Genomic DNA, 25,197 nt, shown 5'->3' with positions numbered 1-25,197 from the left:
CGTTTGGCCTTGGTTAGCACCTACTAAAAAGTCAGCGGAAAAGTTGCCTTTCAGAATACTTAAGCCTGCGAACTCTGTCTCTGATGCGATTCGAGATATTTCTGTTTTCAAAGCCGTTATCTCAGACGAAAGTGCAGATCTGTCTTCAGCACTATTAATACCATTTTGCGCTTGAACCGCTAATGTACGAATCCGTTGTAGAGCAGTTGTAGTCTCATCTAACGCTCCTTCAGCGGTTTGCGTTAACGATATAGCATCATTTGCATTACGCACTGCTTGGTCTAAACCTTGAACTTGTGACGTCATCCGTTCACTAATTTGAAGACCCGCGGCATCGTCAGAGGCGCTATTAATCCGGAAACCAGATGACAGGCGCTCGAACGAAGTACTCAATGAGTTGCTTACGTCAAATAGCTGACGCTGGGCATTTAAAGATGACACATTAGTGTTTACAAATAAGGACATTTGCCTCTCCTAAACTCTCACTCCAGCAGATGCTGGCTGCCATAAAAACGGCATCTCTCTTGTATTGCACCAAAACCTGAGGGGTAATTGATGACATGACTCTCTCAGAAGGTTTATCGACATCATTTAAAATCCCTTTAGAAAAAATTACGATATTTGCCGATAAGCGGTAAGGTATTGCCGTAGAGTGACGATAAAACACGACATAACTGATCGATTCTTAAGAGAAATTTGATGTGAAAAAAAATTTGAGAGTGTTAGATTTTAAACGCATATCCAAGCATGCAACCCATTGCGCTTTCACTGATTTAATTGAAAATCCGTTCGACAAAAGTTGTAAAACGTTGATGTGCTGCTACCGACAAGCTACTGACCATGTCAGTACTGACGGAGCGGTTATTGTTTTAACTCTTGATAAAACTTCGTTTCAAGTTCGCAACAGAGTAATCATTAGAGAGAATAATGCAGACCTACGAGATCCGAAGTTCTCATACGATGGCTCTCGTCTCTTGCTTACTACCTATACTAAATCTTTCCCCGAGTGTGGGAAATTAGTCACAAAAATGGTGACTTATTTCTCTACCACGGGCCTGTCTTGGTCAGCAGGTAATAGTCACGGAAAGCCCGGTTGGTGGTTGTGGAACAATACTTTCTATAACTCAGAAGCTTATGGTTTTGCGTACAATCGACAAGCGAACTCAGTTTCGCTCTATAAGGGTGACCCAACACGTTCAATGCACGTTCACAAGGAGGAGGCTTTTTGTTTGGACAAACAAGGTAAAGGTTACCCCAATGAAAGCACAATCTTGTTTGATGATTACGGAAATGCCTCGGTATTTTTAAGACGAGATGCCGATACTTTCAGTGCGCAATTTGGTACATCGAGACCGCCGTATACCAAATGGCAGTGGCATGATTTAGGTACCTATATTGGCGGTCCGGCCGCAGTGGCGTTAAGTGAAAACCTATATATCGTTGCAGGAAGACATGTTGATTGGGGCTCACATCAATTTACAACCAGGGTATGGCTATTTGATAGCGTAACTAAAATATTCACTGAACTAAAAACGCTGCCAAGCGGCGGAGACACAAGTTATCCGGGCTTGGTGATTGAAGGCGACAACCTTTATATCTCTTACTACTCCAGCCATGTCGACAATCAAGCCAGAGTTTATATGGCGCGCTTAAGCGGCGTTAGTGATTTGATAAATTATGACCGCTAAACGAAATCGAATAGCGATAAGTTAGCTACTTTAGGAAAAGTAGCTAACGCCGCACTCAGCGCCGTTTCCTGTTTGGCAAATTCAGTTGAAGCTTCCGCGTAATCTACATCTTGAATAGACGAGCGTTGGGCTTTTGCTGCAATCTCCATATCCAAGTTACTTTCGTAGGTACTTTCCGCTATGTTCAATCGACTGCCAATGGAAGCCCTTTCCAAAGAAAGCTTCTCAAGTCCGTTATCTAATCCTACTAATGCATCAGCTATCGATTCTTGGAGCGCTGAGTTGTCGATAGTAGAGCCCATCAATATAGTTTGAATTTCGTGAATCGATTGCGCCATGCTTTTTTTCTCCGGCGCATCAAAAGACAAATCGATACTATCACCTGGGGCCGCCACCGCTTCAAACTCCATCCCTTTTATAGTGAAAGGCTGTCCAGATGTATAAGCAACCGAGTCAACCACGGTTCCAGTACCTTGGTTTACTAACTCAGCCTGCCCCGAAGCAAGGAAATTGATGCGATAGTTGTTGTTGGCGGCAACGACTGGGTCATAATTTTTATCAAAAAAGGTATCAAATGTGCCCTGCTGCTTCACTGTTGCAGTGTTAACCGTAGCGCCAGTGCTACCGTCTACAGAAAATTTAAAGCGGGATAGCACGTTTTCAAAAACTTCGTAGCCATTACTGGTTGATTGAATTTTCGAGCTATTAGAGAGTTGAACAAAGCTAACACCTGGGTCGCCCGCAAAGGTAATAGCATTGCCGCCAGCGGCTGGGTTATATTCAAACGCCTGATTACCTGATTGATAGCCCGCATACAAGTAATTACCATCAGCATCTTGGGTGTTCATAAGATCAAAAACTTCAAGTTTAATCTGTTCGAGTTCTGCCCCAAGAGCCCGTTTGTCAGGATCAGATAATATTCCATTACCTGATTGAACAACGAGCGTGCGCGCCCGATTAATAGAGTCGGTAATATTAGTCAACACAGCCTCTTGCTGCTCGAGCGAACCGGTTACCAAATCATTATTGCGTTGAAACTGAGTAAGCTCATCAATTTCTTCGGTCAAGCGTAGTACCTTTGCAGCACCAACAGGGTCATCGCTGGGTGTGATTATGCGCTTACCTGAAGCTAGCTGTTCTTGGGTTTTCGCCAAATCGCCCTGATTTTGCATAATCGAGCGCATGTTTTGATCATAAATTTGATTCGTTGTTATACGCATAATTAACCTACCTTGCCGACTGCAAAATGGTATTAAACAATTCTTGAGCCGTAGACAATATACGTGCTGCAGCTGCATAGCTCTGCTGGTATTTTATCAAGTTAGCCGCTTCTTCGTCTAAGCTTACGCCTGAAACAGACTCAAACCAATTTTGCGATTGAACTTTCATCGCTTCAGCTGATGCAAGAGAAACACTGGCCATTGATGCATCTTCACCAATGCGCCCAACCATTGACGCATACGCATCTTGGAACGTGCGTGGCTTGTTCGTGGCCTCACTACTTACCTGCACTTTGTTTTCATTTTGAATAGCAGCTAAATTAAGCGCGTTGCTGTTATCGTTGAAACCATCTGTATTATAGCTAATTGAAAAGCTATCACCGGCTTTCGGTACACCATCTAAGCTTAGATCAAACCCTGGATCAGGGCTTATTCCCGCTTGACCAATAAGGTTCGTTAAATCTGTTGTACCAGTAACAGTAGCTAAAACCGTCCCGCTACCGTCTAACACTTCATAGGTATCGGCTGCAGTAAAACTAATTTGAGCAGGGGCTGAATTTAGAATATCACCCGCTCCATCGAAAGCAGAGGTTCCCACTTCCGTATTTGAAACGGTTACGTCTATAACGTTAGCGCTACCTAAGTTTGTGCTATCGGCCCCGGCTCTTACCGGATTGGCGAAGGCTAAATCTTCAGGGCGATTTGTATCTAAGCTTATGTTTGACGCAACGTCCTTAGTGGGCTGGATCAAAAATTCATTACCAACTGCATACGGGTCCCCGCCCGAAAAGTCGATTTCAATGCCACCGGGTAGTTCATTAAAGCCCGGTGATACGGCAAAGTTTGAAAAAATGATATCATTGCCAGAACCGTCTTTTTTCGGTGTACCATCAGGATTTAAAAATGTAATTTCTATTTCGCTAGGTACACCAGCAGACACTGCGGTTACTTCAATTTTATAATCCGCATCCGTTAATTCAGCGCCCTTGCCTTCAGTGAGCTGTGCGGTAACAACATAGTCTCCGTCAGTATCTTCATACGCCAACCCTCTAAAAGAAGGAATATCGAAAATATTTCCGCCAATCTGGCCATCTAAGTCCATGCCTAGCTTGTTTTGCGTATTCATGGCATCGGCAAAAGCGACCGATAGCTGACCCACATCGCGCATAGTGGGGCCAAGCACTTCGTTTCGATACCTGAATAAACCGCCTAATGCGCCGCCTAAATCATCTTCGACAATGCGTATTGATGCATCGTTTTTTGTCTGAGAACCAAAATTAGTTTCAAGCTTAATTTCCTTGGTGGTCAAATCAGCACTGGAACTTAGCTCAAACAAATTGAAGGCGCCGTTTTCAAGTACCAGTGATTCTCCTGAAGTAAGATTGATTGTCACGGCGCCGTTTTGCGTAGTACTTTCTTTAACCGTAATGCCCATAATAGACGAGAGTTCATCTATCGCTTGGTCTCTTTCGTTAAGCAGAGCACTGGGCTGATCGCTGGTATTATTGCCATTTGCAATAACGATATTGCGGTTTAAATCGCCAATATTTCCAATAAGGGTATTAGCTCGGTTCACCATAGAAGTGAACTCCAAATTGAGTTCTTCTTCTTTTTCAAGCATGTAATCCGACAAAGTTCTCATACGATTGTAGAGGGACTCAGACTTACTAAGTACTTGCTCACGTGATGCGAGGTTAGTCGGATCGTCAGCAGCGGTTTGAAGCGCTGAGAAATATTCACTCAACCCTTTTGAAATAGAGTTTGCTTCGCTTGCTAAAAGATTATCAATGGCCGTAGTCTTATTAGAAAATGCTTCGAGTTCACCCACTGCGGTAATATCGCGACGTAACTGGTTCTGTGCAAATACGTTGATTACCCGCTCGGTATTGCCAATTTCTACACCAAATACTTGGCTGTTTTGAAGCTCAGTGCGCTCGCGAACATAGCCAGGGGTATTTACGTTGGCAATGTTGTTACTCGTTGTTTGCAATAGCTTGTTGCTTGCGTTTACGCCGCTTGTCGCTAAAGAATATAAATCAACAGAACTCACTGTATTCTCCTCACCTATGGCCTCAATGCGCTAAGACGGTCACTGTTATACACTGCCATAATCTTGCTCGCGTATTCAGGGTCGGTAGCATAGCCTGCTTCTTGAAGTGCATTTGTGTAACGCGCAGCATCAGAAGCATTTTCCACAGCACGGCTATAGCGTGGCTGTGAGGTAATAAAGCGTCCGTAGTCTTCCATAGCCTCTTCTACCGAAGAGTAAGATCTAAACGCCGCTTTTTGCTTTTGTGGTAAACCGTTATTAAACTCAAGGGTATCTACGATGGCCTGCTCACCACCCCACCCTTTGTTGGCCTTTATACCAAATAAATTGTGTGAACTACTTCCATCAGCTTTATGGATAACAAACTTTCCCCAACCCGTTTCCACCGCAGCTTGTGAAATAATGGCTTTCGGATCCATGCCGTACTTTTCTGCAACTTTTTCTGCAATTGGCATTAGGCTTTCAACGAATTGTTCAGGGCTTTCAAACATGGCATCTTTTTGCGCTGACTGACTCTTTATCGAGCTAGAAGAAAGCGCTACATCTTGTGCTTGAGCAACACTTTGTATGCGATTTCTGTTTAAGGAAGAGATGTCGCCATCGCTTCTAATTACACTAGCGGGTGTATAGCTGTCTTCCGTTTGCCCCAGCTGTTTTACAATCACATCCGCAAGGCCCAAGCCGCCGCCAGATGTTAAATCTGTAGCAAGCTGCTGGTCGTGCATGTCACGGTAAAACTTCACTTGTTGAGAATTGAACGGACTATTTTCATCGGCAAGGGCATCTTGTGCTTTACGCATAGACTTCAACATCATTTGCACAAATATTGCCTCAAACTGCTGAGCAGCTTCTTGCAATACCGTTTCATCGCCTGACGCAATGGCTTCACGCATTTTATTAATGCTGCCCATATCGTGGACATTGCGCGCCATATCAAGCTGGCTTTTTGTGCTGAGTGATTCCATCGTATTTATTCCACCATGCTTCGCTGAACGCTGTTAGATAATAACGAGCTCACCACGTAAAGCCCCTGCTTGACGTAATGCTTCTAAAATAGCCATTAAATCGCCCGGTGCGGCGCCCACTTCGTTAACGGCGCGAACAAGCTGGTCAAGCGTTACGCCTGGTTCGAACTTAAACATACGGCTATCCGCTAAATCCACATCCACAATAGATTGTGTAGTGACGGCGGTTTGACCGTCGGCAAATGCGTTAGGTTGAGACACCTGCTGATTTTCTGAGATGGTTACCGTTAAACCACCATGAGTAATGGCCGCTGGCAGTAACCGTACGTCGCTGCCGATGACGATAGTGCCCGTGCGGCTGTTTATCACTACGCGGGCTGGTGCATCTGCTGGTGTAAATTCGAAGTTTTCAAGGGTTGCTAAGAAACCTACGCGCTGGCCTACATCACGTGGGGCGGTGACGCGAACCGATGCCGCATCAATGGGCTTAGCAATAATGTAGCCATTTTCTGGTTGTGCGCCTAAGCGTTCATTGATTGTGTCCGCCAGCGCTTTTGCGGTAGAAAAATCGGGGTAATGAAGGTTAAGTGTTAACGTGTCACCGTTGGCAAAACCACTAGGTACCGATTGTTCTACCATTGCACCGTTTGGGATACGCCCTACTGTTGGCGTATTAACAACAATACGTGAACCGTCGCCACCTTGCGCGCCGAAACCGCTAACAACTAAACTACCTTGCGCCACCGCATACACTTTGCCATCAACACCGCGAAGAAATGTCTGAAGTAGGGTTCCACCTTGAAGGCTCGATGCTTCACCTACAGACGACACGGTAATATCAATAGTTTGGCCTGGTTTAGCGAATGCGGGTAATTCCGCATGCACTGCTACCGCAGCTACGTTTTTAATTTTTGGCTTGGTATTAGCGTCTAGGCTGATACCAAAGTTACTTAACATCGTTCTAAAACTCTGTTCAGTAAACGGGCTTTGTTCACCTGTGCCAGGTAAACCAACCACTAAGCCATAACCAACTAACTGGTTACTACGCACCCCTTGAATACTCGCCAAATCTTTAATGCGCTGGGCAAATGCCTGCGAGGGTAAAAGCAGTGTGAAAACGGCAAATACAACTGAAAATAAACGCATGTTCACTCTCCTTCCTAAACCTAAAGAGGCCACCAAGTGGAATCAAAAAACTTGGTTAACCAACCCTTTTCTTGCGCACGCGCAAAGGAGCCAGTACCTGAATATTGGATGCGTGCATTGGCCACCTTGGTCGAAACGATTTCGTTTTCAGGGCTAATATCTGCGGGGCGAATAATACCGGTAAGCCGAATGTACTCGTCACCTTGATTTAGCGTTAACCACTTCTCACCACGAATAACAAGATTGCTGTTAGGCAGAACGTCGACTACGGTAACGGAAATAGCGCCAATTAAGCTGTTGCTTTGATTCGCTGCGGCATCTCCCGAGAAGTCCCGTGACGAACTTACGCCTAACTGTATGGACTCACCGCCTATGTTAATGGCTTGACCTGCCAACCCTGTAATAGGATTAAGATTCACGTTCGTGTCTTTAGCAGTAGATGTATCCGCCGACTTACTCGCTTGGGTATTCTCACTTAACGTAACGGTAATGATGTCTCCCACTCTTCTGGCTGTAACATCTGAATACAAGCTATTCGCCATATTTGAACGAAACAGAGAACCATCTTCTACGACCGTTTCACGCGGGTAATCTGGCACCACAGGGGCAAACGACGGGTCGTTGGCCTGAACCGGTGGTTCGCTGGTACTGGCGCAGCCGCCAAGTATAAGTAGTGCAGCAGATATACCTAGAATACGCATGATGCTACCCATTAAAGTTGCTGAATAACCTGACCAAGCATTTGGTCAACCGATGAGATAACTTTTGAGTTCATCTCATACAAGCGCTGGCTTTCAATAAGATTAACCAATTCTTCAGTTACGTTTACGTTCGATGTTTCAAGGGTGCCTTGAGAGATATAACCTAACCCTTGAAGTCCAGGTATACCCTGAATAGGTGCACCGCTTGACGCTGTCTCTACGAAAAGGTTCTGTCCCGTAGGCTGAAGACCCGTCGGGTTCACAAAATCAGAAATATTTAATTGCCCTAACACCTGAGGCTCTGCTTGTCCTCGAATACTTACGCTAATTTCACCATCTTGAGAGATAGTGATTTGCTGCGCATCTTCAGGCACGGCCACTTCAGGCTGTAGTAAAAAGCCAGCTCCTGAGGTAACAATTTGCCCTTGGTCGTTAAGTGAAAACTGACCATTACGTGAATAAGCGATAGTGCCGTCAGGCTGCAGTATTTCAAAATAACCACGGCCTTGAATTGACATATCCAACGCGTTTTCAGTGGTTAGTAAGTTACCTTGCGTGTGGGCTTTTTGCGTAGCCACCACTTTTGAACCTGAACCAAGCATAAGCCCAGAAGGAAGTTCGGTATCAGCTGAAGAGCGGCCGCCTGGCTGATTGATATTCTGATAAAGCAAATCTTCAAACACCGCGCGGTCTTTTTTAAAGCCTACGGTTGACGCATTTGCTAGGTTGTTAGACACCACTGCCACATCGGTCTGTGCGGCGTCTAGCCCGGTTTTACTTATCCACAATGCTGGATGCATGTTGACCTCCGACGTTGCTCATAAAGCAACGATATTTAAAATTCGTTTACAGGATGCGTAGCAACATGTTGCCACGTGTATCAAGCTCTTCAGCTTGTTTCATCACTTTCACTTGAAGCTCGTAATGACGCTGAAGGCTTATCATATCTACCATCTCTTCCACTGCATTAACGTTAGAGCCTTCAAGCATGCCAGACATTACTTTTACGTTGGCATTGGCTTGCGCTATTGAGCCATCTTCCATTCTAAACAAGCCGTCATTGCCGCGTTCCATGTCGGCGTAGTTTGGAGAAACTAACTTAAGACGCCCTACCTCCTCGATGACATTTGCGGGGGCGCCTAACTGTCTCATGGACAAGGTGCCGTCGGCGGCAATGTTAAGGTTATCTAAAGGTACCGGCAGAAAAATCGGCCCGTTGTCACCTAGCACCACACGATCGCGAATGTCTGTCAAAATTCCGTCATCGCCTAGCTTAAAGTTGCCGTCTCTAGAATACGCTTCCTGACCGTTTTCATCCTGTACAGCAAACCAGCCATCGCCTTGAATCGCCACGTCTAAGTCTCGGTCAGTTTTTATCATTGGGCCCGACTCATAATTATTCGAAGGGCTCTCAGTCATAGAAAAGACGCGGGTCGGCAAGCCTTCGCCGTACGCCGGCATTGACCTTGCCTGCTCTAGCTGAGCTCTAAAACCTGTGGTTTGTGCATTAGCTAGGTTATTAGCGCGAATGCCCGTTCCTAATAGGTCTTGGGATGCGCCACTTGCTGCAATGTAGAGAAGTTTATCCATGACTAACTTTTGACTCTGATTAAACCTTAAACAAGATTTAGCAAAGGCAGTGCCAATCTGTGGATATTTAACACAATTGAAATTTACGAAAGGTATTAGATTGAAATATATAGAAAAATAAAAAGGCCGCATTTGTGCGACCTTTACATCTTGTGGGCTTCTCAGGCGGATTTAAACGCCTGAAAATTGCCGCTTTATTGCCACAAAGCCGAAGCCTTGACCTTAATTATCGAATATTAAGGATAGTCTGGTTCAGTGAGTTGTTAACCTCGAGCGCTCGAGAGTTTGCCTGGAAGTTACGCTGAGCGATGATCATGTCGATTAGCTCAGTGGTCAGGTTAACGTTGGCTTGTTCAAGGGCCGAAGAGTTAATCTCACCGAAGGTACCGGTTGTTGCTTCGCCCGCTAGTGCTTCACCAGAAAGAATACTTTCTTTCCATTGCGTGCTGCTTTCTTGAGTTAAGCCTTGCTCATTTGAAAAACGAACAAGTGCAACGCGAACAATGGGTTCAGAAGTACCGTTAGAGAACGTGGCTCGTACTAGTCCGTCAGGGCCAATATCAATACCGGTAAGTCGGCCTACCGGCAAACCGTCTTGTTCAAGTGACGTCACTTCGAACGCTGATGCAAACTGCGTTGGCTCGTTAGGCGTTGCATTATTCACGTCTAGATTAAAATCAATGCTGATTTGCTGCGTAGGATCTGAGCCATTTGCAAGAATACCTGCGCCTAGCGCTTCAGTTTGCATTTTGAAGTCTAATGTTGGCAATCCATCAGGGGTTTCCATACCAGAAAAGTCACCACCCTGCGAGAAAATCAGCTTAGATGCGGTTACTGCATTACCAGTGTTGCCACCAACACTGTTAACTGCGGTAGTTGGGTCTGTGTCATTGCCAGCTGAGTCCGTCATGTCCACAAGCGTATCGTCCACGGCAGTAGCGACGTACCACTCATTGTCCACACCAGGGGTAGCATCTTTTATGAAGTAATACGTCATTACATGGCTATCACCCAATGAGTCGTAAACCGTAACCGAGGTTGCTGCATTGTAGGTTAGTGGATCTTCTGGATCGAAATCCTGGGGGTCTAACGCCGCATCACCAGCAGGTAAGTTCATACGAATATCAACTTCTGTAGTTTGAGCAGGTGAGCCTGACGAGTCTGGTATACGTACTGGTTCCGTTGTACTTAGGGCAACGGATGCACTGGTGCCATCAGAGTTTACGGGGAAGCCTAATAGATTGTCGCCGTTGCTGTTTACAACGAAATTGTCGCTATCTAGCTTAAACTGGCCAGCACGAGTGAATGAAAAGTCACGCGACGTAATTTCTGGTACTGTCGCAAAGAAACCGTTACCCGTAATCGCCAAGTCGAGCGACGTGTTGGTAAACTGAAGGCTACCTTGTGAGAATTGCTGTGCAACTTCTTGGGTTAGTACACCGTCACCTACTTTCGTTTTACCACCTGAGAGAAGCGATGCGGCATACACGTCACCGAATTCAGCACGTGATTCTTTAAAGCCAACTGTATTTACGTTTGCGATGTTGTTGGCGGTCACATCCAAATCTTTTTGTGCGGCTGAAACGCCACTCAGTGCAATATTAAAAGACATTATTGATTCTCCTGCTAACTGCCGATTTGAATGACGTCATCAAGATTGATACTGACATCACCATCCAAATTCAAAATTACGCCTTGGCCACTACCTGCCAAGCTTACACTTCCAACATGACGATTAACGGCTGTGTTTAATTGAACACCTTCACCATTTAGCTCGCCCGTAGCGCTGATGACATATTCACCTGGCGCCATTTGATTGCCGTGCTGGTCTTTGCCGTCCCATTCAAACTCAATGTTGCCAGCACTTTGTGTGCCTGCATCGATAGTTTTGATCACTTCGCCAAACTGGTTCTCGATGGAAATTGTCATGTTCTGAACGGTTTTTTCGTTCACAATAACGCCGGAGAGGCCGTCACCTTCAGCTGCCATATAGCCAACGTTGCCTTGGACAAGTACGTTTTGACCAATTAAGCTCGATGCCTGCAGCGCTTGATTTGACGTCATTGAAGCAGCAAATGACTCGAACTTTTCGTTGAGCTGAGAGATACCATCAGCCATAGTAAAAGAGGTCATTTGCGCGACCATTTGGTCATTGTCCACGGGCGCAGTGGGATCCTGGTTGGCAAGCTGTTCTGTTAGCATTGAGAAGAAGTCTTCTTGCGTTAGCTGCTGTTCAGTTCCATCAGCTATCTTGACGGTTTCTTCCTGCCAATACAGATCAGTATTTAAGCCGGTGTTATTAATAGTGTTCACTTATTAATCCTCACATTACTCAAGAGACAAATTACTGCCCTTGACCTAGCTGCAGTACGCGACGGAAAATGCGCTTTGTTGTGTCAGCTACCTGAACGTTGGTTTCATACGCTTTTGATGCTGACATCATATTTGCCATTTCTTCCACAATGTTCACGTTCGGCTTGTAGATATAGCCATCTTCATCAGCCATAGGATTGTTAGGTGAGTACTCAACTTGAAGTGGTGCATCACTTTCAACAATACCTTTAACTTGAACACCTGCGCCTTTTGACTGGTCGCGCATAGCGTCTTGTAGTGCCGTTGCGAAAACGGGATGACGTGCTCGGTAAGTTTCGTCATAGCTACTGCTAACCGAGTTTGCGTTGGCAATATTACTGGCCGTGGTATTTAGGCGTACGTTTTCTGCCTCCATCCCCGTGCTCGATATTTGCATTACGTTAAATAAACTCATGACTACTGGCCTCCTGAGCTAAGCGCTTTTTTCATGCCTTTAATTTTTCCATTCAAAAACTCAAGACTAGCTTGGTAGCGCAATCCGTTGTCTAAAAATCGGTTTCTTTCCGCTTGTACTTCTACCGTGTTTCCGTCTCCGGTATCAGGCTGAGTAGGTATGCGGTACTGCATGTCAAAGTTTGCCGCTAGTGACGAAGGATTGCCGCTTAAGTGGCGATCATTTGTCCGCACTAGACCTGAAGAAGCCCGGCTTGATGAGCTGCTTGATGCCTCATGCATTGCCGACTGCATCGCTTTATTAAAGTCGATGTCTCTCGCTTTGTAGCCTGGCGTATTTGCGTTTGCTAGATTCCCTGAAATAACTTCCATACGCTCTGTGCGTATCTTGAGCGCCGACTCGTTAAAGCCAACCAGTTTATCTAGGTTAATAGCCATAACATGACCTCTGACATACTTATAAACATTTCATGGTGACAATTTGACGGAATTAAGATGTGACGGTTTCCGTTAAATGTCGTCTATGAAAATAGTTAGCAAGGCAGATGCCATAATGAGTTTTTGACGGAGGTTTTTTAAATAGTGGTCGACCTGATCGATAAAAAATTATTATTTATCAGACCGATAAGTGAGATCATTTTTTCTGGTAGTAGAGGCCAGGGTGGCACTTCACCATATTATATGTATCGCTTGCCGCGCTGATAGACTCAGAAGCGCCAAGGAAAAGTATGCCTTCAGACTGCAGTTGTCCGGCAATTTGTTGCAGTATGCGCTGCTTGATGTCTGCTGAAAAATAAATGAGCACGTTGCGGCAGAAAACGATGTCAAAGCGGCCAAGGGCGGCATAGCTTGAAAGAAGGTTAAGGCTTCTGAAGTTTACCATTCGGCGAACATCAGGCTTTATCTGCATCAAACCGCTTTCATTTTTTTGAAAAAATGCTTGTCGTCGTTGGGGCGATAAACCCCGAGCCAACGACAGCTCGTCATAGATGCCCGATTCGCACTTTTGCAACATTTCAGAGGACAAGTCAGTGGCAACAATTTCAACCCCCGCACGCAAAGCGCCGGGACGCTGACGCTGATACTCAAGTACAGACATAGCGATGGAGTATGGCTCTTGACCGGAAGAGCATGCTGCGCTCCAAATCCGTATCTTTTGGTTCTTTGCCGATAACTTAGGAAGCAGGTCTTTAACAAGAAGGTCAAAAGGATAGTTGTCGCGAAACCAAAGGGTCTCATTGGTCGTCATTGCATCTATAACGCTTTGAAGTAAAGATCTGTCAAAACCTCGTACAACGACATCAATCAGTTCGTCAGCCGACTCGTATTTATATTTGAAGAGCAAAGAAGCCAAGCGGCTGCGCACTAGATATTGTTTATTATCACCTAGTACTATACCGCACTGCTTTTCTAAGAATTCTCTGAACTTCAGGTAACTTGCTGGCGAAACGTCTTTATTAGCCAATCCTATATTGCTCCGTTATTCGCACTCTGTCATTAGCCATTTTTGTACTGCGGTCGCAAGCTCATCAGGATGAAATTTTGCGATAAAGTCATCAGCGCCGACTTTCTGTACCATTGCTTGGTTAAATACACCACTAAGTGAAGTGTGGAGCACGACGTGAAGCTTCTGCAATTCCGGCGTATTTTTTATTTCCGCCGTCAGCGTATAACCATCCATTTCCGGCATCTCAATATCAGACACTAAAACCCCAACACGGTTAGTTACATCGCCATACTCTTCAGCGATTTCTTTCAACCGTTTCAAAGCCTCTAAGCCGTTTTTCGCAAGCTCAATTTCAAGGCCAAGCGACGTTAATGCTTTTTTAACCTGATTTCGAGCCACTGAAGAATCATCTGCAATAAAGATAATCTTATTTTCTTGGCCCTCTGTGGTTAAGCCTTCAGCTACCTCAGTACTTACTTCTGCATTAAGCGGCGAAATTTCATTGAGAATTTTTTCTACATCAAGGATCTCAATCAATTCATTTTCAACTTCAGTAACCGCGGTTAAGTAACTTGCTCGCCCCGTACCTTGTGGAGGAGGCATAATTGCGTCCCAGTTGGTATTTATAATACGTTCCACAGCGCCCACTAAGAACCCCTGCACCGAACGATTGTATTCTGCGATAACGATAAAGGCATTAGAAAGGTCCTCAATCCGTCGGCCTCTCGTTGCCATGCTTAAGTCGATAACTGAAATAGTTTGCCCACGAATATGTGCCACCCCCCGCACCAGAGGATTGAGTTTTGGCATAGCGGTTAGCGGAGGACATTGCAGCACTTCCCGCACTTTAAAAACATTGATCCCAAAGCGTTGGCGGCCGTTCAGTCTAAACAGCAACAGCTCCAAGCGATTCTGCCCAACAAGCTGCGTGCGCTGGTTTACTGAATCTAAAATCCCCGACATAGGTCACCTCTAAATAATACTGGGCATGATCATTGCCTCTCATAGTAAAGATAGACAATATCACTAAAATTTTGCAGGTCAAACGACAGAAAAATGACACTTAATATCATTTTTGTTTTTGTAATTGCCAATTATTACAGCGTTGATAAGCCTGCGTTGAGACTAGCGCCTATTGACCTTACTGTACGCTTTGCAATTAAATCCAATGCGGATTTACACTGGTGTTACTAAGCATAGTCAATAACTCGTAAACTGAACACGAAAAGTCACTATGAAACCAAATAACGCTACAATGCACCAATCACTTACTCGCTTACTTCTATGCGTGGTACTTAGTGTGATTTCAATAAGTTGCTTAGCGGCAATGACTAATCACGTACGCGTAGAAGAAGGCGCAAAGCAATATTTGCTCTCTCAACTTACTGATAATGCGCAGGATACTAGCATTGATGTGGCTATTGTGAAGATAGACGATAGGATAAATATTCCAGATTGCCCCACCGGTTTTCAGTATAATGCTTCGCAAGAAGCGCTAAGTCAGTCGTATATATCGGTGCGCGTTAGCTGTCAAAATAATGAATGGTATTTGTTTACCAGCGGCCAAGTTACACGCACAAAAGAAATCGTTGTTACCCAAGGAGCCGTCAGTCCTGGCACGGTTCTTACTTCTTCTAATTTAACACTGGCAAAAGTTGACGTTAGACGATTGCGGCATACCGCATTTACCGATTTAGAAGCCCTTATTGGCGCTAGAATGAAGCGCCGAGTAACTAACGGACAAGCAATACAATCGAATATGCTATGCTTTGTCTGCAAAGGCGATAGAATTACTATTACTGCTGAGGTAGCTGGCATGGAAGTTAAGACTGCCGGTATTGCGCAACAAGACGGCGTCGTGGGTGATAATATTAAGGTTTTAAACGCAAGCAGCAGAAAAGCAGTAATCGCTAGAGTCGCAAGCCCTGAAGAAGTCGTGATACACTTGTAATTGAGGCAGTAAATATCTACTTTTTTGTGCATAATTTGGCTAAAGAAATAAGCGTAAAGGCCGATATACTTTACAGAGGCAAAAAAGTAGTGAGGACTTATTATGGCTATTAATAATATAAACAATGGGTTACCTAAAACACCCGTTGATAATGGGAAGGTTGCGCAACAAAACCAGACGCAGCAGTCTCAGCAACAGGCTTCGGCACAAACCGCGCAGACGGCTCCAGCGCCACGTCAAGACTCAGTGTCGCTGACTCAATCTGCACAGCAGCTAAATCAAGTGCAGAAAAAAGGAACTGAAGCGCCTGTTAATCAAGACAAAGTAGATCGTTTAAAGAAAGCGATTCAAAGTGGCGAATATAAAGTGAATCCAGAAGTGCTCGCTAACAAAATAGCGAAACTTGAAGGTGAAATTTTCGGTACCAAATAAAAATAATCAAGTGAATAGTAGAGCGTAAGAGTGACTGAACAAAACAGCCCATTATCCCAAGCAATAGCTAAGCAAGTAGAGCAACTCTCTACACTTGTTGCCTTGCTTGAGAAGGAGCTTCAGCTTATAAGCTCTCGTGACGCTGAATCGTTAATGAAAGTACTAGACGAAAAAACGCAGCTACTTACGTCCATTCAGACACTTGATAGTGATATTGAACGTACTCTTGCCGGCTCTGCCTCATTGTCCCAATACGATGAAGATTTAATGGAGCAAGCAAAGCGTCTACTTGACGATTGCAAGTACCGCACACAAGTCAATCAAAAAGCCGTGGAGCAAGGACAGCTACGCCTCACACACCTGCGGAATTTGATGATGGAAGTGCGTGCGAAAGAGTCGCTTACTTATGATAAGAAGGGAAAGCCAAAAGGCGGAACCTTAGGTTCTGGCGTCAGCGCTTAGGCCCTATATACCAAGGTAGCCTGCGCTCCTTTATATCGCCCCATTCCTAATAGTATTTTACGTCTTTGACTCTTCTTGGCTTCGCGGTAGACAAATAAATATCATAAACTTGCTGCATATCTAAAGAGAGTTCTGTCACGTAGGTGTCCTCCCCTACCGGATAAGTTTTGACGACTTCAGCGCCTCTTATCACGCCTTCAACTGAGGCTCGCAACGATTCCGACTCTACAACAAGATGGGAAACTGATTGGCTGCCTTCAATTTTTTGTCCATAAACTTGTTCTGTGAGTTCTCTGTATGCATCTAATTTTGACGCTTTCATTGCCATTATCAATTTCATACTATCACTTTCACCTCGCTGAGATGAAATCGGCGCATAGCCAATGGCCTTCAGAACGGGATAACTTTCTGGCTCAACCGTCTCCCACTCGACATGTTTATCAATAATGCCACAGCCACTTATACTGAGAGCGAAACCGAGAATGGAAGACTGAATAAGCACTTTCGATTTTTTCAATTTATTCAAGCACATGAATCTAAACCTCAATTTGCATCAATAACAGGTTACTGACGGCTTAACTATTTGTTAGCTTCTATTAGATACGCTATGACAACGCTCGATGGCCTGTTTGACCTAACGCCTAATTTTTCGGTATTCACCGATTCGCCTGCCTACATCAGGCACGCATTTACTCGCTGATATAGCCCAAAGAAAGCAAGATGTGCGCCCATTTTAACTTATTATAGAAAACCCACATCACTTGGCACTTTTTTCGCATAGTTCGTTGTATTAATCTGGCGCATAGACTGAGCAACAATAGGAGTGTGTGGTGCAACGCATAAGCAGAACAACTCTGGCGAAATTTTTTAATATTGCTGTGGCGGTAGTTTGCCTATTAGTTTTTTTTATTGGGCAAGCGCATGCCGCGTGGTATGAGGCCACGGGGCAAGCAGTTGTGCTAGATGGTAATAAAGAAGCAGCTAAACGCACGGCCACGCAAGAAGCGTTAAAACAAGCAATGCTGTTTGCCGGCGCTTCAGTGCACAGTGTTGCCAAACTCACCAATGGATTGCTTAAAAACGAAGAAATGACAATCCGCTCTACCGGCGAAGTTAATCAGCTTGAGCTAGTTAACGAAACCTTTAACGGTGAGGTGATTACCGTGCGTGTCCGTGCCGACATTTTTCCTAAAGGTAAGACGTGCGATGCACAGCTTGATGAGAAACACTTCGCCACTACACACTTTAGAATTAGAAATAGAGGCCATTTGACCCATGGCAATATGCCTAATTTCGACAAAGCTTTCACTCAGCGACTCGTAGAGGCAATGAAAGCTCAAACCAACAACCTTAGCATTACTTATGTTGCACCTCATACGGCAAAATTTGACAGCCGGTTTACCGCAGAGAATATACGCACCCTATCGGCCCAAAGTAACACTCAGTTTGTGATTATTGGTGTTATCGACGATTTAAGTATGGGCCCAAAAGATACCCCGTCTGTGTTTACACCGTGGCGTGATAGTACACCAGAGCGCGCGTTCTCAATGTCACTTGAGGTTTATGATGGAATAAATGGGGGTCTGCTTTATACCTCGTCGTATAGAAACCAAGAAGAATGGACGTTTGACAGATTCGAAGATGTTGATGAGTTTTCGTCAACCTTTTGGCAGTCCCGCTATGGTCAAGCCATTGACGTAAGCATCAGCGAGGCAATAGAAGATATCAAAGAATCCACTGCTTGCCAGCCTATAACAGGTAGGGTAATTAGCGTTGCGAACAACAAAATTTCAATTTCTTTAGGGAGAGATAATGGCATTTCTGAGAAAGATGAACTATATCTTTATCAAGCTAAAGAAGTAATAGATAACCTTGGCAGGACGTACCTTCAGTATGCTGTCTACCCTGGCACGTTTATTGTCGACCGTGCCTTTGGCAATTCATCAACGGTGGTAAACACAGGTACAGGCGTTATCGCGAACATCCAAGAAAACGATTTTGTAGTAAAAAAATAACCTCTAACAAATAAATCCCCTAGCAAATTCATGGTTGGTTTATCAGCATAGCCGTGCTATATCTATAACAACGTATAACAATCAATACTTAAGTTTAATGTTCGTCCTAGTAACCTCATTTATACTTTAGTCTAAAAATAATCAAAAACCATGACCCTTTCCCTATTTGCGTCGCACTGCTTAGCTTTCGTAGCTCTGCTACTAGCTGGCCAGCAAATCAAGGATCACTATATTATCGAGTTTCCAAAACTCGAACAGGAAGTTAAAGAAAAATTTGGAGCAGATTATGTTTTGAAGTACGTGAGTCTACCGCCACGCGTTTCCCAGATGAATTTAAAGATTTTTGTAACACGCTAAAAGCCAAAGATTGCATGATTGGCCTTAAGCGCGTTGGCGAGTCTTTCTCTCAATTATTAAACGTACAAGAGATGGGCTTAGATTATGTGAAGATTGATTCTGCTTTTATGGCGGACATCGACTTTAATCCCGCCAATCACGCATTTATCAGAGGCTTCTGCTCGTTAGCTCACACCTTTGGTATTAATGTATACGCTGATGGCGTTAAACGTGCTGATCACCAAGATTTATTTATCGAGCTTGGTATTGACGGGGTGGTTTCTCATATTGAGGTTATAGAGCATCTTTTAGATGACTAAACTCACCTAAGCGAAGCAGCAGACTAATTCTGTCTTTAGCTTGGAATTTGTTGAGCAGCGTACCGACATATTCTTTGACGGTACGCTCGGTGATACCGAGTTCCCGCGCTATTTCCTTATTACTAAGCCCATCTAGGATACAGCTTAATACATCCCTTTCTCTGTTTGTTAGGCTTTTAAGGGTTGGTAGTATTCGCTTCGTTTGGAGGTTTGAAGCAACGTTTGACGTCGTAACAGACAATAACTCGTTAGGTAGCCACATGCCTCCGGCTTCTATAACGCGAGCAACCGATGCTAATAAAGATTCAGCGCCAAGGGCATGGCAATACGCTCTTGCTCCTAGCACCAGCGCTGTCTGCATTTCTAAACGATCATACTTGTAGGTAAGTAATACCACCTGAGAAACTTTCTGTTTTGCGGCGATAAGTTGCTGGCGCCAGTCGTCGTCGGTAGCTAATATCCAGATGCAGTCACTTTCCTTACACTCAATACTGGTAACGGTATTATATTTTGTCCATGAGTACTGAGTTAGCGCGCCTTGTAAATCTTTTTCGGCAATAAAATGTCTCATTTAACGCTCCCTCAGCGCAGAGGCTGTTACGTTGAACAATGGCGATAATATATAATTAAGCACGGTTTTCTTCCCCGTCAATATATCAACCTGAACTATCATCCCCGGCAAAATGTCGAGGGATTCATCTGCTATGCTCCTTTTTGTTTCCAATCTTACTAAGTAGTAAGTTTCATCTTTATCATTAGTAATAGCATCGGCACTAATATGTTGTACTTCTGCTGACATGCCACCATAAATGGTAAAATCGTAAGCGCTGAACTTAAGAATAGCTGGCTGGCCTTGTCGAATAAACGCGATGTCTTTCGGCGAAACTTTGGCTTCTACGATAAGTTGGTCATCCTGGGGTACAAGTTCAACCACGGCACTACCTGGCGTTATAACACCGCCAACCGTATTGATGAGTAACCGCTGAACCGTGCCGTTAATGGGTGATCTGATATCAGCTTGTGATACCACATCCTCTAAGCTGGTTTGGGATTGCTGCAAAGTAGCCATCTCGCCGGTAGCATCAGTAAGCTCTTGATTCCAACGATTTACCAATCTTAATCGGCTTTCTTCCTTTTTTATGATTTCTTCTTCGATGGCATTAAGTCCGCGTTCGATGGCCACCTTAGACTTCGTGATATTGCCTTCAAGTTCTACCACTTGTCGCTCTAACCTGAGAATTTCGATTTCCGAAACGGCACCTGAAGCAAGCAGCGGCTTTGTAACGGATAACTCTTTTCTCGTTAGAGACAGTACATTTTGATATTGGGAAAGGTTTGCACGTTCCTCTTCCACATCTTGGCGGCGCTGCATAATACGTGAATCTGAGCCAGCGGCTACTTCGTCAAGCTCCGCCAGATTCGAGTTATAAAGCTTGCGCTCGTTTTCGACAATGCTGGGGGCCTGCTCTTGCAACTCTTTATTAAACCTCAGCGCCTTACCTTGAGTAAGCGCCGATAGCCTTTGCACTTTTGCTGCAAGCGCAGCGAATTGTGTGGTGTTCTCTTCAAGACTGGATAGAAATCGCGTCGGGTCAACCTTAAGCAGGACTTGCCCCGCTTTTACGGTTTGCCCCTCTGTCACTAAAATGTCTTGAACGATTCCACCGTCATACGATTGCAGCACCTGTAGCTGTTGAGACGGTATAACCTTCCCATCGCCTTTTGCCACCTCGTCAATTTCGGCAAAATACGACCAAACCACTAAAAGAAAAAGTACGATGGATACGAGGTACAATAGCCCCTTTGCCTTTACTGGCGTTTGCATAATCCGTGACCACTCGGCTTCTAACACCCAATCTTGCCCCGGAGGTGGCGCAAGCCACCCGCGCATTAATCGTTGAAGCCAGTCTTTTTTCTCACCACCACTTTTTAAAATCATGGTGCCCTCTTAAGTGTTTGACTTGGCTTTCTAAATTGCACAAGTACGTCTTCCTTTTTACCATCTGCAATGACTTTTCCGTTTTCAACCACAATCACCCGTTCTACAAGGTCAAGTAAGGTCGTACGATGGGTATTTATAATAAGTGTTTTACCCGCGGTAGCGGCTTTTATGGTCTCTTTCATTTGCGCTTCGTTAGTCGAGTCCATCGCTGAGGTAGGTTCGTCCATAATGTATATAGATGGATCGCGAACAAGCGCCCTTGCCATAGCGACCGCTTGTCGCTGTCCGCCCGAGAGTAGAGAGCCTCGCTCGCCAACTATTTGCTCTACCCCATTCGCGCTACTATTGACCAATTTTGCTAAACCACATTGGCTTAATATTTCCCAGAAATCACTATCATCCATGTTCAAGTTTTCAGGCATGATATTGTCTTTAAGCGTTCCATAAAAAAGGCTCACTTCTTGGGGAACATAACCAATTTGCTTGCGCAACAGCGTGGGATCGTATTATTGTAAATCGATACCATCCATCAAGAGTTGCCCCGATTCAGGCCGATAAAAACCCATAATAAGTTTATTGAGTGTAGATTTACCGCAGCCATTTTTTCCTAAAATGGCAACATGCTCTCCTTGTTTAATAGAGAAGTTAATGTCTTTAAGTGCAAGTACATTTTCATCGGGATATTTAAAGCAGAGTTGGTTTGCATCTATATTGCCTTTCAGTACAACGTTGCTCTTAATCTGCTTATTACTGCCCGATTCACTAGGCATTGCCATAATTTCATCAAGGGCATTTTTGGCGGTTTCCGCGTGATGGAACTGGGCTAACAACGATGCGGCTTGTGAAACAGGCCCCATCGCGCGGCTAGATAGAAGATAAGCGGCAATCAAACCACCTTGCGTAATCACGCCTTCGATAATTAAATAGACGCCAGTTAAAATAATGACCACGCCTACCGACTGTTGAATCCAAAGTGCGGCGTTATTTACCGACATGGAAACTAAGCGAAGCTTCGCATTAACTTTAGCAAGAAATATGGTCTGTTTTTCCCACGCGCTCTGGTTTCGACTTTGATAACCAAATGCTTTTATGTCTTCCAAAGACGTTACGCTTTCAGTAACAAGCGAGCTCTTACGCGAGCTTATTTCCATCGATTCTTCAGACAACGAGCGCATGACTCGCTGTGCTTTCATTGCGTATAGAAATAAGAGAGTAGCGCCAATAAGCATTGGGATAATCAAGTAGATATCGATCATTGCAATGATAACGACAAATAAAAGTCCGAAGGGCAGATCCACTAAAGCAACCAGCGTTACCGAACCAAAAAACTGCCTGATACTTTCAAAAGACTGTAAGCTGTTGATAAACGCACCGCTCTTAGCAGGTTTATTCGCTAAGTTTATCGATAGCACTTTTTCCATGATTTTTGCAGAAAGGGTTACGTCTAAACGGCTTGCCGCTAGCTCAACAAAATATTGACGCAGCATGCGCAGCAAGAAGTCGGCTGCTAATACCATCAAAACGCCAATTGCTAGTGCCCACAGAGTTTCCAGCGCCGCGTTAGGCACAACCCTGTCGTACACGTTCATCACGAATAAAGGCAGCGCAATAGAAAGAAGACTGATAAAAACCGACGCTAACAGCACGTCTCGGTATAGCCCTTTCGCAGTCTTTATAGACGACCACAACCAGTGCCCTACCGACGATTTATCAATGTTTGCATTTGTCTCTTGCGCCTGCATTGCAGGGCGAGCGAAAATAACGTAGCCAGTATATCTAGCGCTTAGCTCTTCCCTTGCCACTTCAACAACAGCGTCGTCCAGCTCAGGGTAAGACACCCTGGCATGTGTTGGCGATAAACCGTGTAAGACACATGCTTGCTTTTCGTTTAACACTAAAACAGCGGGCAATAGAGCCGTGTTAATGTGATCAATATCACGCTTAACTGTCCGGCTAGCAAGCCCAGCTCTTTTAGCGGCCCGTTCAAACCCCGTGGGAGATAACTCACCGTGGTCTAACGGTAGCCCACTAAGTAAGCTTACACGTGATACATCTAAATGATGTGCGTGACAGATTGTCATTAAACAATCCATCAACACCCCGCCCTGCTGCTCTAAATAAGATACGTCGTGTACGACCTTTTTATCCTTCATATAGGTCTGCCGCATCGCTATTCGCTAGAGGGAAGCTGGATAATAGCCGCCTCAATTCTACGGTTACGCGCATTGGCAGCCTCAGACTCTTCATTAACCAAGGGGCGGCTTTCGCCGTAGCCAACAGCGGTAATTCTACGAGGCGCGATATCAGCTTTCGTCATAAGAAGAGACGCAACAGCCTTCGCCCTTCGCTCTGACAAGCGCTGATTATATGCTGCATCGCCATCAAGTGAGGCGTGACCATGAATAATCACCCCTGAATTTGGATTAGCATTTAGCGCGTCAATGACGTCTTGCAAATTGTTTTCGTATTCTGGCAACACGTCTGTGGAGTTAGATGCAAACTCTATGTTTACCTTAAAAGAGTCGATTATTTGAGCGTCGTCAAGAGTGAAGTCGGCAGCACTCGGCTCTGGCTCTTTTGCCTCACAGCCAAAATCATCAACAATAGCCCCTGGCGTTGAGTCTACGCAGTCGTCCCACAAATCTACAATGCCATCACCATCAGAATCCCGCTTAAGAATGTTTCGTTCATCTTCAAAGTTAGTGCGTACGACAGGGCAAACATAGTTGGGATCATAGCTGATTTTTTCTTCTGCCATGTCAAGTACGTCAGGTACGCCTTCTTTTGTAATACCTAATGTTTGCGCCAAACTGCCCGAGGCAGCCAAAAGCCTAACCCGCGCTTTCTCAAGGGTATACTGAGCCTCTAAATAAGCTCGACTCGACTCGTAGTATTCGTTTTCAGAATCAAGTAAATCTAATAGCGAACGCTCACCGATAGTAAACTGATCCATGTAAGCTGACTTCACTCTATCTGATGACAGCCTATGCGCGTTTAGCGAAGGAAGCTGCTCGGTGATATTGATAATGTCGTTGTAAGCAATTTGCACCGTTTGTCGCATATCGATACACGCTTTGTCTCTTAAATCTTTTGCAAGATCCACCTGAGACAATGCTTGCCTAATTGCTGCGCGGTCAGAGCCCCCGTTATACAGATTGTACGAGAAATTAACCCCTACGCTGGCCTCAGTGATTGTATTATTCAGTGCCGCTTGATCTCGCGTTTGTGCACCGTAGCTCGCCGTCAAATTAACTTGAGGGTGATACAGACTTTTAGCACTGTCTACTCCATAACGTTGTGCATCTATATTGTAAATTGCCGCGTTGAATTGCGGGTTAGTGCCATAGGCATTGGTCAATAACGTTTTAACATCTGTCACACTGGCGTCTACATAAGCAGAGTTTAACGTTACAGGCGTTAATCTATCTGCAGGTTTCTCTCCCACTAAACGAAGAAAACGTGCGGTGACGTCGTGAAGGTTAGACAACTCGGTTAATACATTGGATTCAGCAAGAGAAAGTCGTCCACTGATTTGCTCTAGGTCGGCCCGTCGCCCAACCCCCGCTTCAACGCTTTCTTCAATCAGTTTGAAAACATCAACGTGAGTAATGAGGTTTTCTTCGGCCAGTCTTAATAATTCTCTAAACAGCTGTACGTCCATGTAAGCAAGCGCAGTATCAAGCGATTTTTGCTCCACCTCGCCCAGTAATTCAAAGTACCTTACCACCTGCGCTTGTTTGAACCGCTTAACTTCGCTACTTGTTAAAAACCCGTCATAAAGCATTTGGGTTAGAGCGATTTCAGCTGTGTGCCCCATGTACTCTCGGTCTAACCATAATTTCTATCTGTGTAGGCACTCGTCGCCAATACGTCTACCTGGGGCCTAAAGCCTCCGCGAGCGATATCAACATCTGACATTGCAACTTGAAGCTGACGCCAGCTGGCTTGCACTTCAGGGTTTTGATTAACAACCTTACGAACGTAACTCTCTAGACTCGCTGAGGCACTTCCCTCACCACTAGTTTGAGCAAAAGCACCGTTAGCTATTACAACGACAGCTGCTCCTATTACAACTTTAGAAAGCACTGTTTTAATAAACTTCATACATGCATCTCACTATGTAGATTCTTCACGACATTTGTGCCGTTTCTTACTTTAAAAAAGTA

The 25,197-nt window shown here is 44.8% G+C and carries 25 protein-coding genes and 1 pseudogene; 6 read left to right on the top strand and 20 right to left on the bottom strand.

What is annotated here, in order from left to right; all coding sequences use genetic code 11:
- On the bottom strand, window positions 1-465 hold a 465-nt coding region (locus ACTRWF_RS04310), incomplete at its 3' end, for a flagellin N-terminal helical domain-containing protein (RefSeq protein ID WP_462835152.1).
- 236 nt (window positions 466-701) lie between these two features.
- Between ACTRWF_RS04310 and ACTRWF_RS04305 the strand changes: the two genes are divergently transcribed.
- Window positions 702-1,688: a hypothetical protein gene (locus ACTRWF_RS04305; protein ID WP_015066443.1), complete on the top strand. Its 987-nt coding sequence runs from the start codon at window positions 702-704 to the stop codon at window positions 1,686-1,688.
- On the opposite strand, the gene flgL is transcribed toward ACTRWF_RS04305, so the two are convergent.
- The 13 genes from flgL to ACTRWF_RS04240 all read right to left on the bottom strand — a co-directional run bounded on the left by flgL (window position 1,685) and on the right by ACTRWF_RS04240 (window position 14,536).
- Entirely contained in the window at window positions 1,685-2,908 is a 1,224-nt protein-coding gene (gene flgL / locus ACTRWF_RS04300; RefSeq protein WP_015066442.1) for a flagellar hook-associated protein FlgL, read from the bottom strand. The genes ACTRWF_RS04305 and flgL overlap by 4 nt on opposite strands.
- Window positions 2,909-2,915: 7 nt before the next feature.
- The gene (gene flgK / locus ACTRWF_RS04295; protein WP_015066441.1) at window positions 2,916-4,958 is read right to left on the bottom strand and encodes a flagellar hook-associated protein FlgK; all 2,043 of its coding nucleotides are present in this window, start codon (window positions 4,956-4,958) and stop codon (window positions 2,916-2,918) included.
- Window positions 4,959-4,972: 14 nt separating this feature from the next.
- Complete coding sequence (flgJ, locus tag ACTRWF_RS04290) at window positions 4,973-5,923, bottom strand: flagellar assembly peptidoglycan hydrolase FlgJ (protein WP_015066440.1); 951 nt, start codon at window positions 5,921-5,923, stop codon at window positions 4,973-4,975.
- Between the two features lie 33 nt (window positions 5,924-5,956).
- On the bottom strand, window positions 5,957-7,069 hold the full coding sequence (locus ACTRWF_RS04285; protein WP_015066439.1) for a flagellar basal body P-ring protein FlgI: 1,113 nt from the start codon (window positions 7,067-7,069) through the stop codon (window positions 5,957-5,959).
- 20 nt (window positions 7,070-7,089) lie between these two features.
- Window positions 7,090-7,770: a flagellar basal body L-ring protein FlgH gene (gene flgH, locus ACTRWF_RS04280; RefSeq protein ID WP_041703065.1), complete on the bottom strand. Its 681-nt coding sequence runs from the start codon at window positions 7,768-7,770 to the stop codon at window positions 7,090-7,092.
- Window positions 7,771-7,781: 11 nt separating this feature from the next.
- Complete coding sequence (gene flgG, locus ACTRWF_RS04275; protein ID WP_015066437.1) at window positions 7,782-8,570, bottom strand: flagellar basal-body rod protein FlgG; 789 nt, start codon at window positions 8,568-8,570, stop codon at window positions 7,782-7,784.
- Between the two features lie 46 nt (window positions 8,571-8,616).
- Window positions 8,617-9,360 (bottom strand): flagellar basal body rod protein FlgF, encoded by a 744-nt coding sequence (locus ACTRWF_RS04270; protein ID WP_015066436.1) that lies wholly within the window; start codon window positions 9,358-9,360, stop codon window positions 8,617-8,619.
- A 226-nt stretch (window positions 9,361-9,586) separates the two neighbouring features.
- Complete coding sequence (gene flgE, locus ACTRWF_RS04265; protein ID WP_015066435.1) at window positions 9,587-10,972, bottom strand: flagellar hook protein FlgE; 1,386 nt, start codon at window positions 10,970-10,972, stop codon at window positions 9,587-9,589.
- Between the two features lie 14 nt (window positions 10,973-10,986).
- Entirely contained in the window at window positions 10,987-11,673 is a 687-nt protein-coding gene (locus tag ACTRWF_RS04260) for a flagellar hook assembly protein FlgD (RefSeq protein ID WP_015066434.1), read from the bottom strand.
- Between the two features lie 31 nt (window positions 11,674-11,704).
- Complete coding sequence (gene flgC, locus ACTRWF_RS04255) at window positions 11,705-12,127, bottom strand: flagellar basal body rod protein FlgC (RefSeq protein WP_015066433.1); 423 nt, start codon at window positions 12,125-12,127, stop codon at window positions 11,705-11,707.
- Between the two features lie 2 nt (window positions 12,128-12,129).
- Window positions 12,130-12,564 carry a flagellar basal body rod protein FlgB gene (gene flgB / locus ACTRWF_RS04250; protein ID WP_015066432.1) on the bottom strand — a complete coding sequence of 145 codons (435 nt, stop codon included), beginning with the start codon at window positions 12,562-12,564 and terminating at the stop codon, window positions 12,130-12,132.
- Window positions 12,565-12,760: 196 nt separating this feature from the next.
- Window positions 12,761-13,591, bottom strand: a complete 831-nt coding sequence (locus tag ACTRWF_RS04245) for a CheR family methyltransferase (protein ID WP_012517625.1) — start codon at window positions 13,589-13,591, stop codon at window positions 12,761-12,763.
- A 15-nt stretch (window positions 13,592-13,606) separates the two neighbouring features.
- Window positions 13,607-14,536 carry a chemotaxis protein CheV gene (locus ACTRWF_RS04240; protein ID WP_015066431.1) on the bottom strand — a complete coding sequence of 310 codons (930 nt, stop codon included), beginning with the start codon at window positions 14,534-14,536 and terminating at the stop codon, window positions 13,607-13,609.
- 271 nt (window positions 14,537-14,807) lie between these two features.
- Between ACTRWF_RS04240 and flgA the strand changes: the two genes are divergently transcribed.
- The 3 genes from flgA (at window position 14,808) to flgN (ending at window position 16,418) form a co-directional block, all read left to right on the top strand.
- Entirely contained in the window at window positions 14,808-15,524 is a 717-nt protein-coding gene (flgA, locus tag ACTRWF_RS04235; protein ID WP_015066430.1) for a flagellar basal body P-ring formation chaperone FlgA, read from the top strand.
- A gap of 102 nt (window positions 15,525-15,626) precedes the next feature.
- Complete coding sequence (gene flgM, locus ACTRWF_RS04230; RefSeq protein WP_015066429.1) at window positions 15,627-15,956, top strand: flagellar biosynthesis anti-sigma factor FlgM; 330 nt, start codon at window positions 15,627-15,629, stop codon at window positions 15,954-15,956.
- A 30-nt stretch (window positions 15,957-15,986) separates the two neighbouring features.
- Window positions 15,987-16,418, top strand: a complete 432-nt coding sequence (gene flgN / locus ACTRWF_RS04225) for a flagellar export chaperone FlgN (RefSeq protein ID WP_015066428.1) — start codon at window positions 15,987-15,989, stop codon at window positions 16,416-16,418.
- 46 nt (window positions 16,419-16,464) lie between these two features.
- On the opposite strand, the gene ACTRWF_RS04220 is transcribed toward flgN, so the two are convergent.
- The gene (locus tag ACTRWF_RS04220) at window positions 16,465-16,950 is read right to left on the bottom strand and encodes an LPP20 family lipoprotein (protein WP_020744886.1); all 486 of its coding nucleotides are present in this window, start codon (window positions 16,948-16,950) and stop codon (window positions 16,465-16,467) included.
- Between the two features lie 298 nt (window positions 16,951-17,248).
- Between ACTRWF_RS04220 and ACTRWF_RS04215 the strand changes: the two genes are divergently transcribed.
- Together ACTRWF_RS04215 and ACTRWF_RS04210 are read left to right on the top strand one after the other, a co-directional pair.
- Window positions 17,249-18,433 carry a flagellar assembly protein T N-terminal domain-containing protein gene (locus ACTRWF_RS04215; protein WP_015066426.1) on the top strand — a complete coding sequence of 395 codons (1,185 nt, stop codon included), beginning with the start codon at window positions 17,249-17,251 and terminating at the stop codon, window positions 18,431-18,433.
- A 272-nt stretch (window positions 18,434-18,705) separates the two neighbouring features.
- Complete coding sequence (locus ACTRWF_RS04210; protein WP_080653170.1) at window positions 18,706-19,089, top strand: EAL domain-containing protein; 384 nt, start codon at window positions 18,706-18,708, stop codon at window positions 19,087-19,089.
- On the opposite strand, the gene ACTRWF_RS04205 is transcribed toward ACTRWF_RS04210, so the two are convergent.
- The 5 genes and pseudogenes from ACTRWF_RS04205 to ACTRWF_RS04185 all read right to left on the bottom strand — a co-directional run bounded on the left by ACTRWF_RS04205 (window position 19,064) and on the right by ACTRWF_RS04185 (window position 25,135).
- Window positions 19,064-19,660, bottom strand: a complete 597-nt coding sequence (locus ACTRWF_RS04205) for a response regulator transcription factor (RefSeq protein WP_012517616.1) — start codon at window positions 19,658-19,660, stop codon at window positions 19,064-19,066. The genes ACTRWF_RS04210 and ACTRWF_RS04205 overlap by 26 nt on opposite strands.
- A complete protein-coding gene (locus tag ACTRWF_RS04200; RefSeq protein ID WP_015066425.1) occupies window positions 19,661-21,028 on the bottom strand; it encodes an HlyD family type I secretion periplasmic adaptor subunit in 1,368 nt (455 codons plus the stop codon).
- Window positions 21,025-23,112: pseudogene (locus ACTRWF_RS04195) on the bottom strand (type I secretion system permease/ATPase). Before ACTRWF_RS04195 ends, ACTRWF_RS04200 begins: the two are co-directional and overlap by 4 nt.
- A gap of 89 nt (window positions 23,113-23,201) precedes the next feature.
- Window positions 23,202-24,848, bottom strand: a complete 1,647-nt coding sequence (locus ACTRWF_RS04190) for a TolC family protein (RefSeq protein WP_232363022.1) — start codon at window positions 24,846-24,848, stop codon at window positions 23,202-23,204.
- Between the two features lie 11 nt (window positions 24,849-24,859).
- Window positions 24,860-25,135 carry a hypothetical protein gene (locus ACTRWF_RS04185; RefSeq protein WP_232362909.1) on the bottom strand — a complete coding sequence of 92 codons (276 nt, stop codon included), beginning with the start codon at window positions 25,133-25,135 and terminating at the stop codon, window positions 24,860-24,862.
- Window positions 25,136-25,197: the final 62 nt, after the last annotated feature.

The sequence above is a fragment of the Alteromonas sp. G5_S2_22_S1 genome (genome assembly GCF_054968525.1).
Note: the sequence above shows the minus strand (reverse complement) of the source record. Positions and strands in the feature narration are given on the sequence as shown.

What these genes read in the sequence shown, in the direction of transcription:
- flgL (WP_015066442.1), bottom strand. Translation starts at nt 2,908, where the DNA reads ATGCGTATAACAACGAATCAAATTTATGATCAAAACATGCGCTCGATT.
- flgJ (WP_015066440.1), bottom strand. Translation starts at nt 5,923, where the DNA reads ATGGAATCACTCAGCACAAAAAGCCAGCTTGATATGGCGCGCAATGTC.
- ACTRWF_RS04285 (WP_015066439.1), bottom strand. Translation starts at nt 7,069, where the DNA reads ATGCGTTTATTTTCAGTTGTATTTGCCGTTTTCACACTGCTTTTACCC.
- flgH (WP_041703065.1), bottom strand. Translation starts at nt 7,770, where the DNA reads ATGCGTATTCTAGGTATATCTGCTGCACTACTTATACTTGGCGGCTGC.
- flgG (WP_015066437.1), bottom strand. Translation starts at nt 8,570, where the DNA reads ATGCATCCAGCATTGTGGATAAGTAAAACCGGGCTAGACGCCGCACAG.
- ACTRWF_RS04270 (WP_015066436.1), bottom strand. Translation starts at nt 9,360, where the DNA reads ATGGATAAACTTCTCTACATTGCAGCAAGTGGCGCATCCCAAGACCTA.
- flgE (WP_015066435.1), bottom strand. Translation starts at nt 10,972, where the DNA reads ATGTCTTTTAATATTGCACTGAGTGGCGTTTCAGCCGCACAAAAAGAT.
- flgC (WP_015066433.1), bottom strand. Translation starts at nt 12,127, where the DNA reads ATGAGTTTATTTAACGTAATGCAAATATCGAGCACGGGGATGGAGGCA.
- flgB (WP_015066432.1), bottom strand. Translation starts at nt 12,564, where the DNA reads ATGGCTATTAACCTAGATAAACTGGTTGGCTTTAACGAGTCGGCGCTC.
- ACTRWF_RS04240 (WP_015066431.1), bottom strand. Translation starts at nt 14,536, where the DNA reads ATGTCGGGGATTTTAGATTCAGTAAACCAGCGCACGCAGCTTGTTGGG.
- flgA (WP_015066430.1), top strand. Translation starts at nt 14,808, where the DNA reads ATGAAACCAAATAACGCTACAATGCACCAATCACTTACTCGCTTACTT.
- flgM (WP_015066429.1), top strand. Translation starts at nt 15,627, where the DNA reads ATGGCTATTAATAATATAAACAATGGGTTACCTAAAACACCCGTTGAT.
- ACTRWF_RS04220 (WP_020744886.1), bottom strand. Translation starts at nt 16,950, where the DNA reads ATGTGCTTGAATAAATTGAAAAAATCGAAAGTGCTTATTCAGTCTTCC.
- ACTRWF_RS04205 (WP_012517616.1), bottom strand. Translation starts at nt 19,660, where the DNA reads ATGAGACATTTTATTGCCGAAAAAGATTTACAAGGCGCGCTAACTCAG.
- ACTRWF_RS04200 (WP_015066425.1), bottom strand. Translation starts at nt 21,028, where the DNA reads ATGATTTTAAAAAGTGGTGGTGAGAAAAAAGACTGGCTTCAACGATTA.
- ACTRWF_RS04190 (WP_232363022.1), bottom strand. Translation starts at nt 24,848, where the DNA reads ATGGGGCACACAGCTGAAATCGCTCTAACCCAAATGCTTTATGACGGG.
- ACTRWF_RS04185 (WP_232362909.1), bottom strand. Translation starts at nt 25,135, where the DNA reads ATGAAGTTTATTAAAACAGTGCTTTCTAAAGTTGTAATAGGAGCAGCT.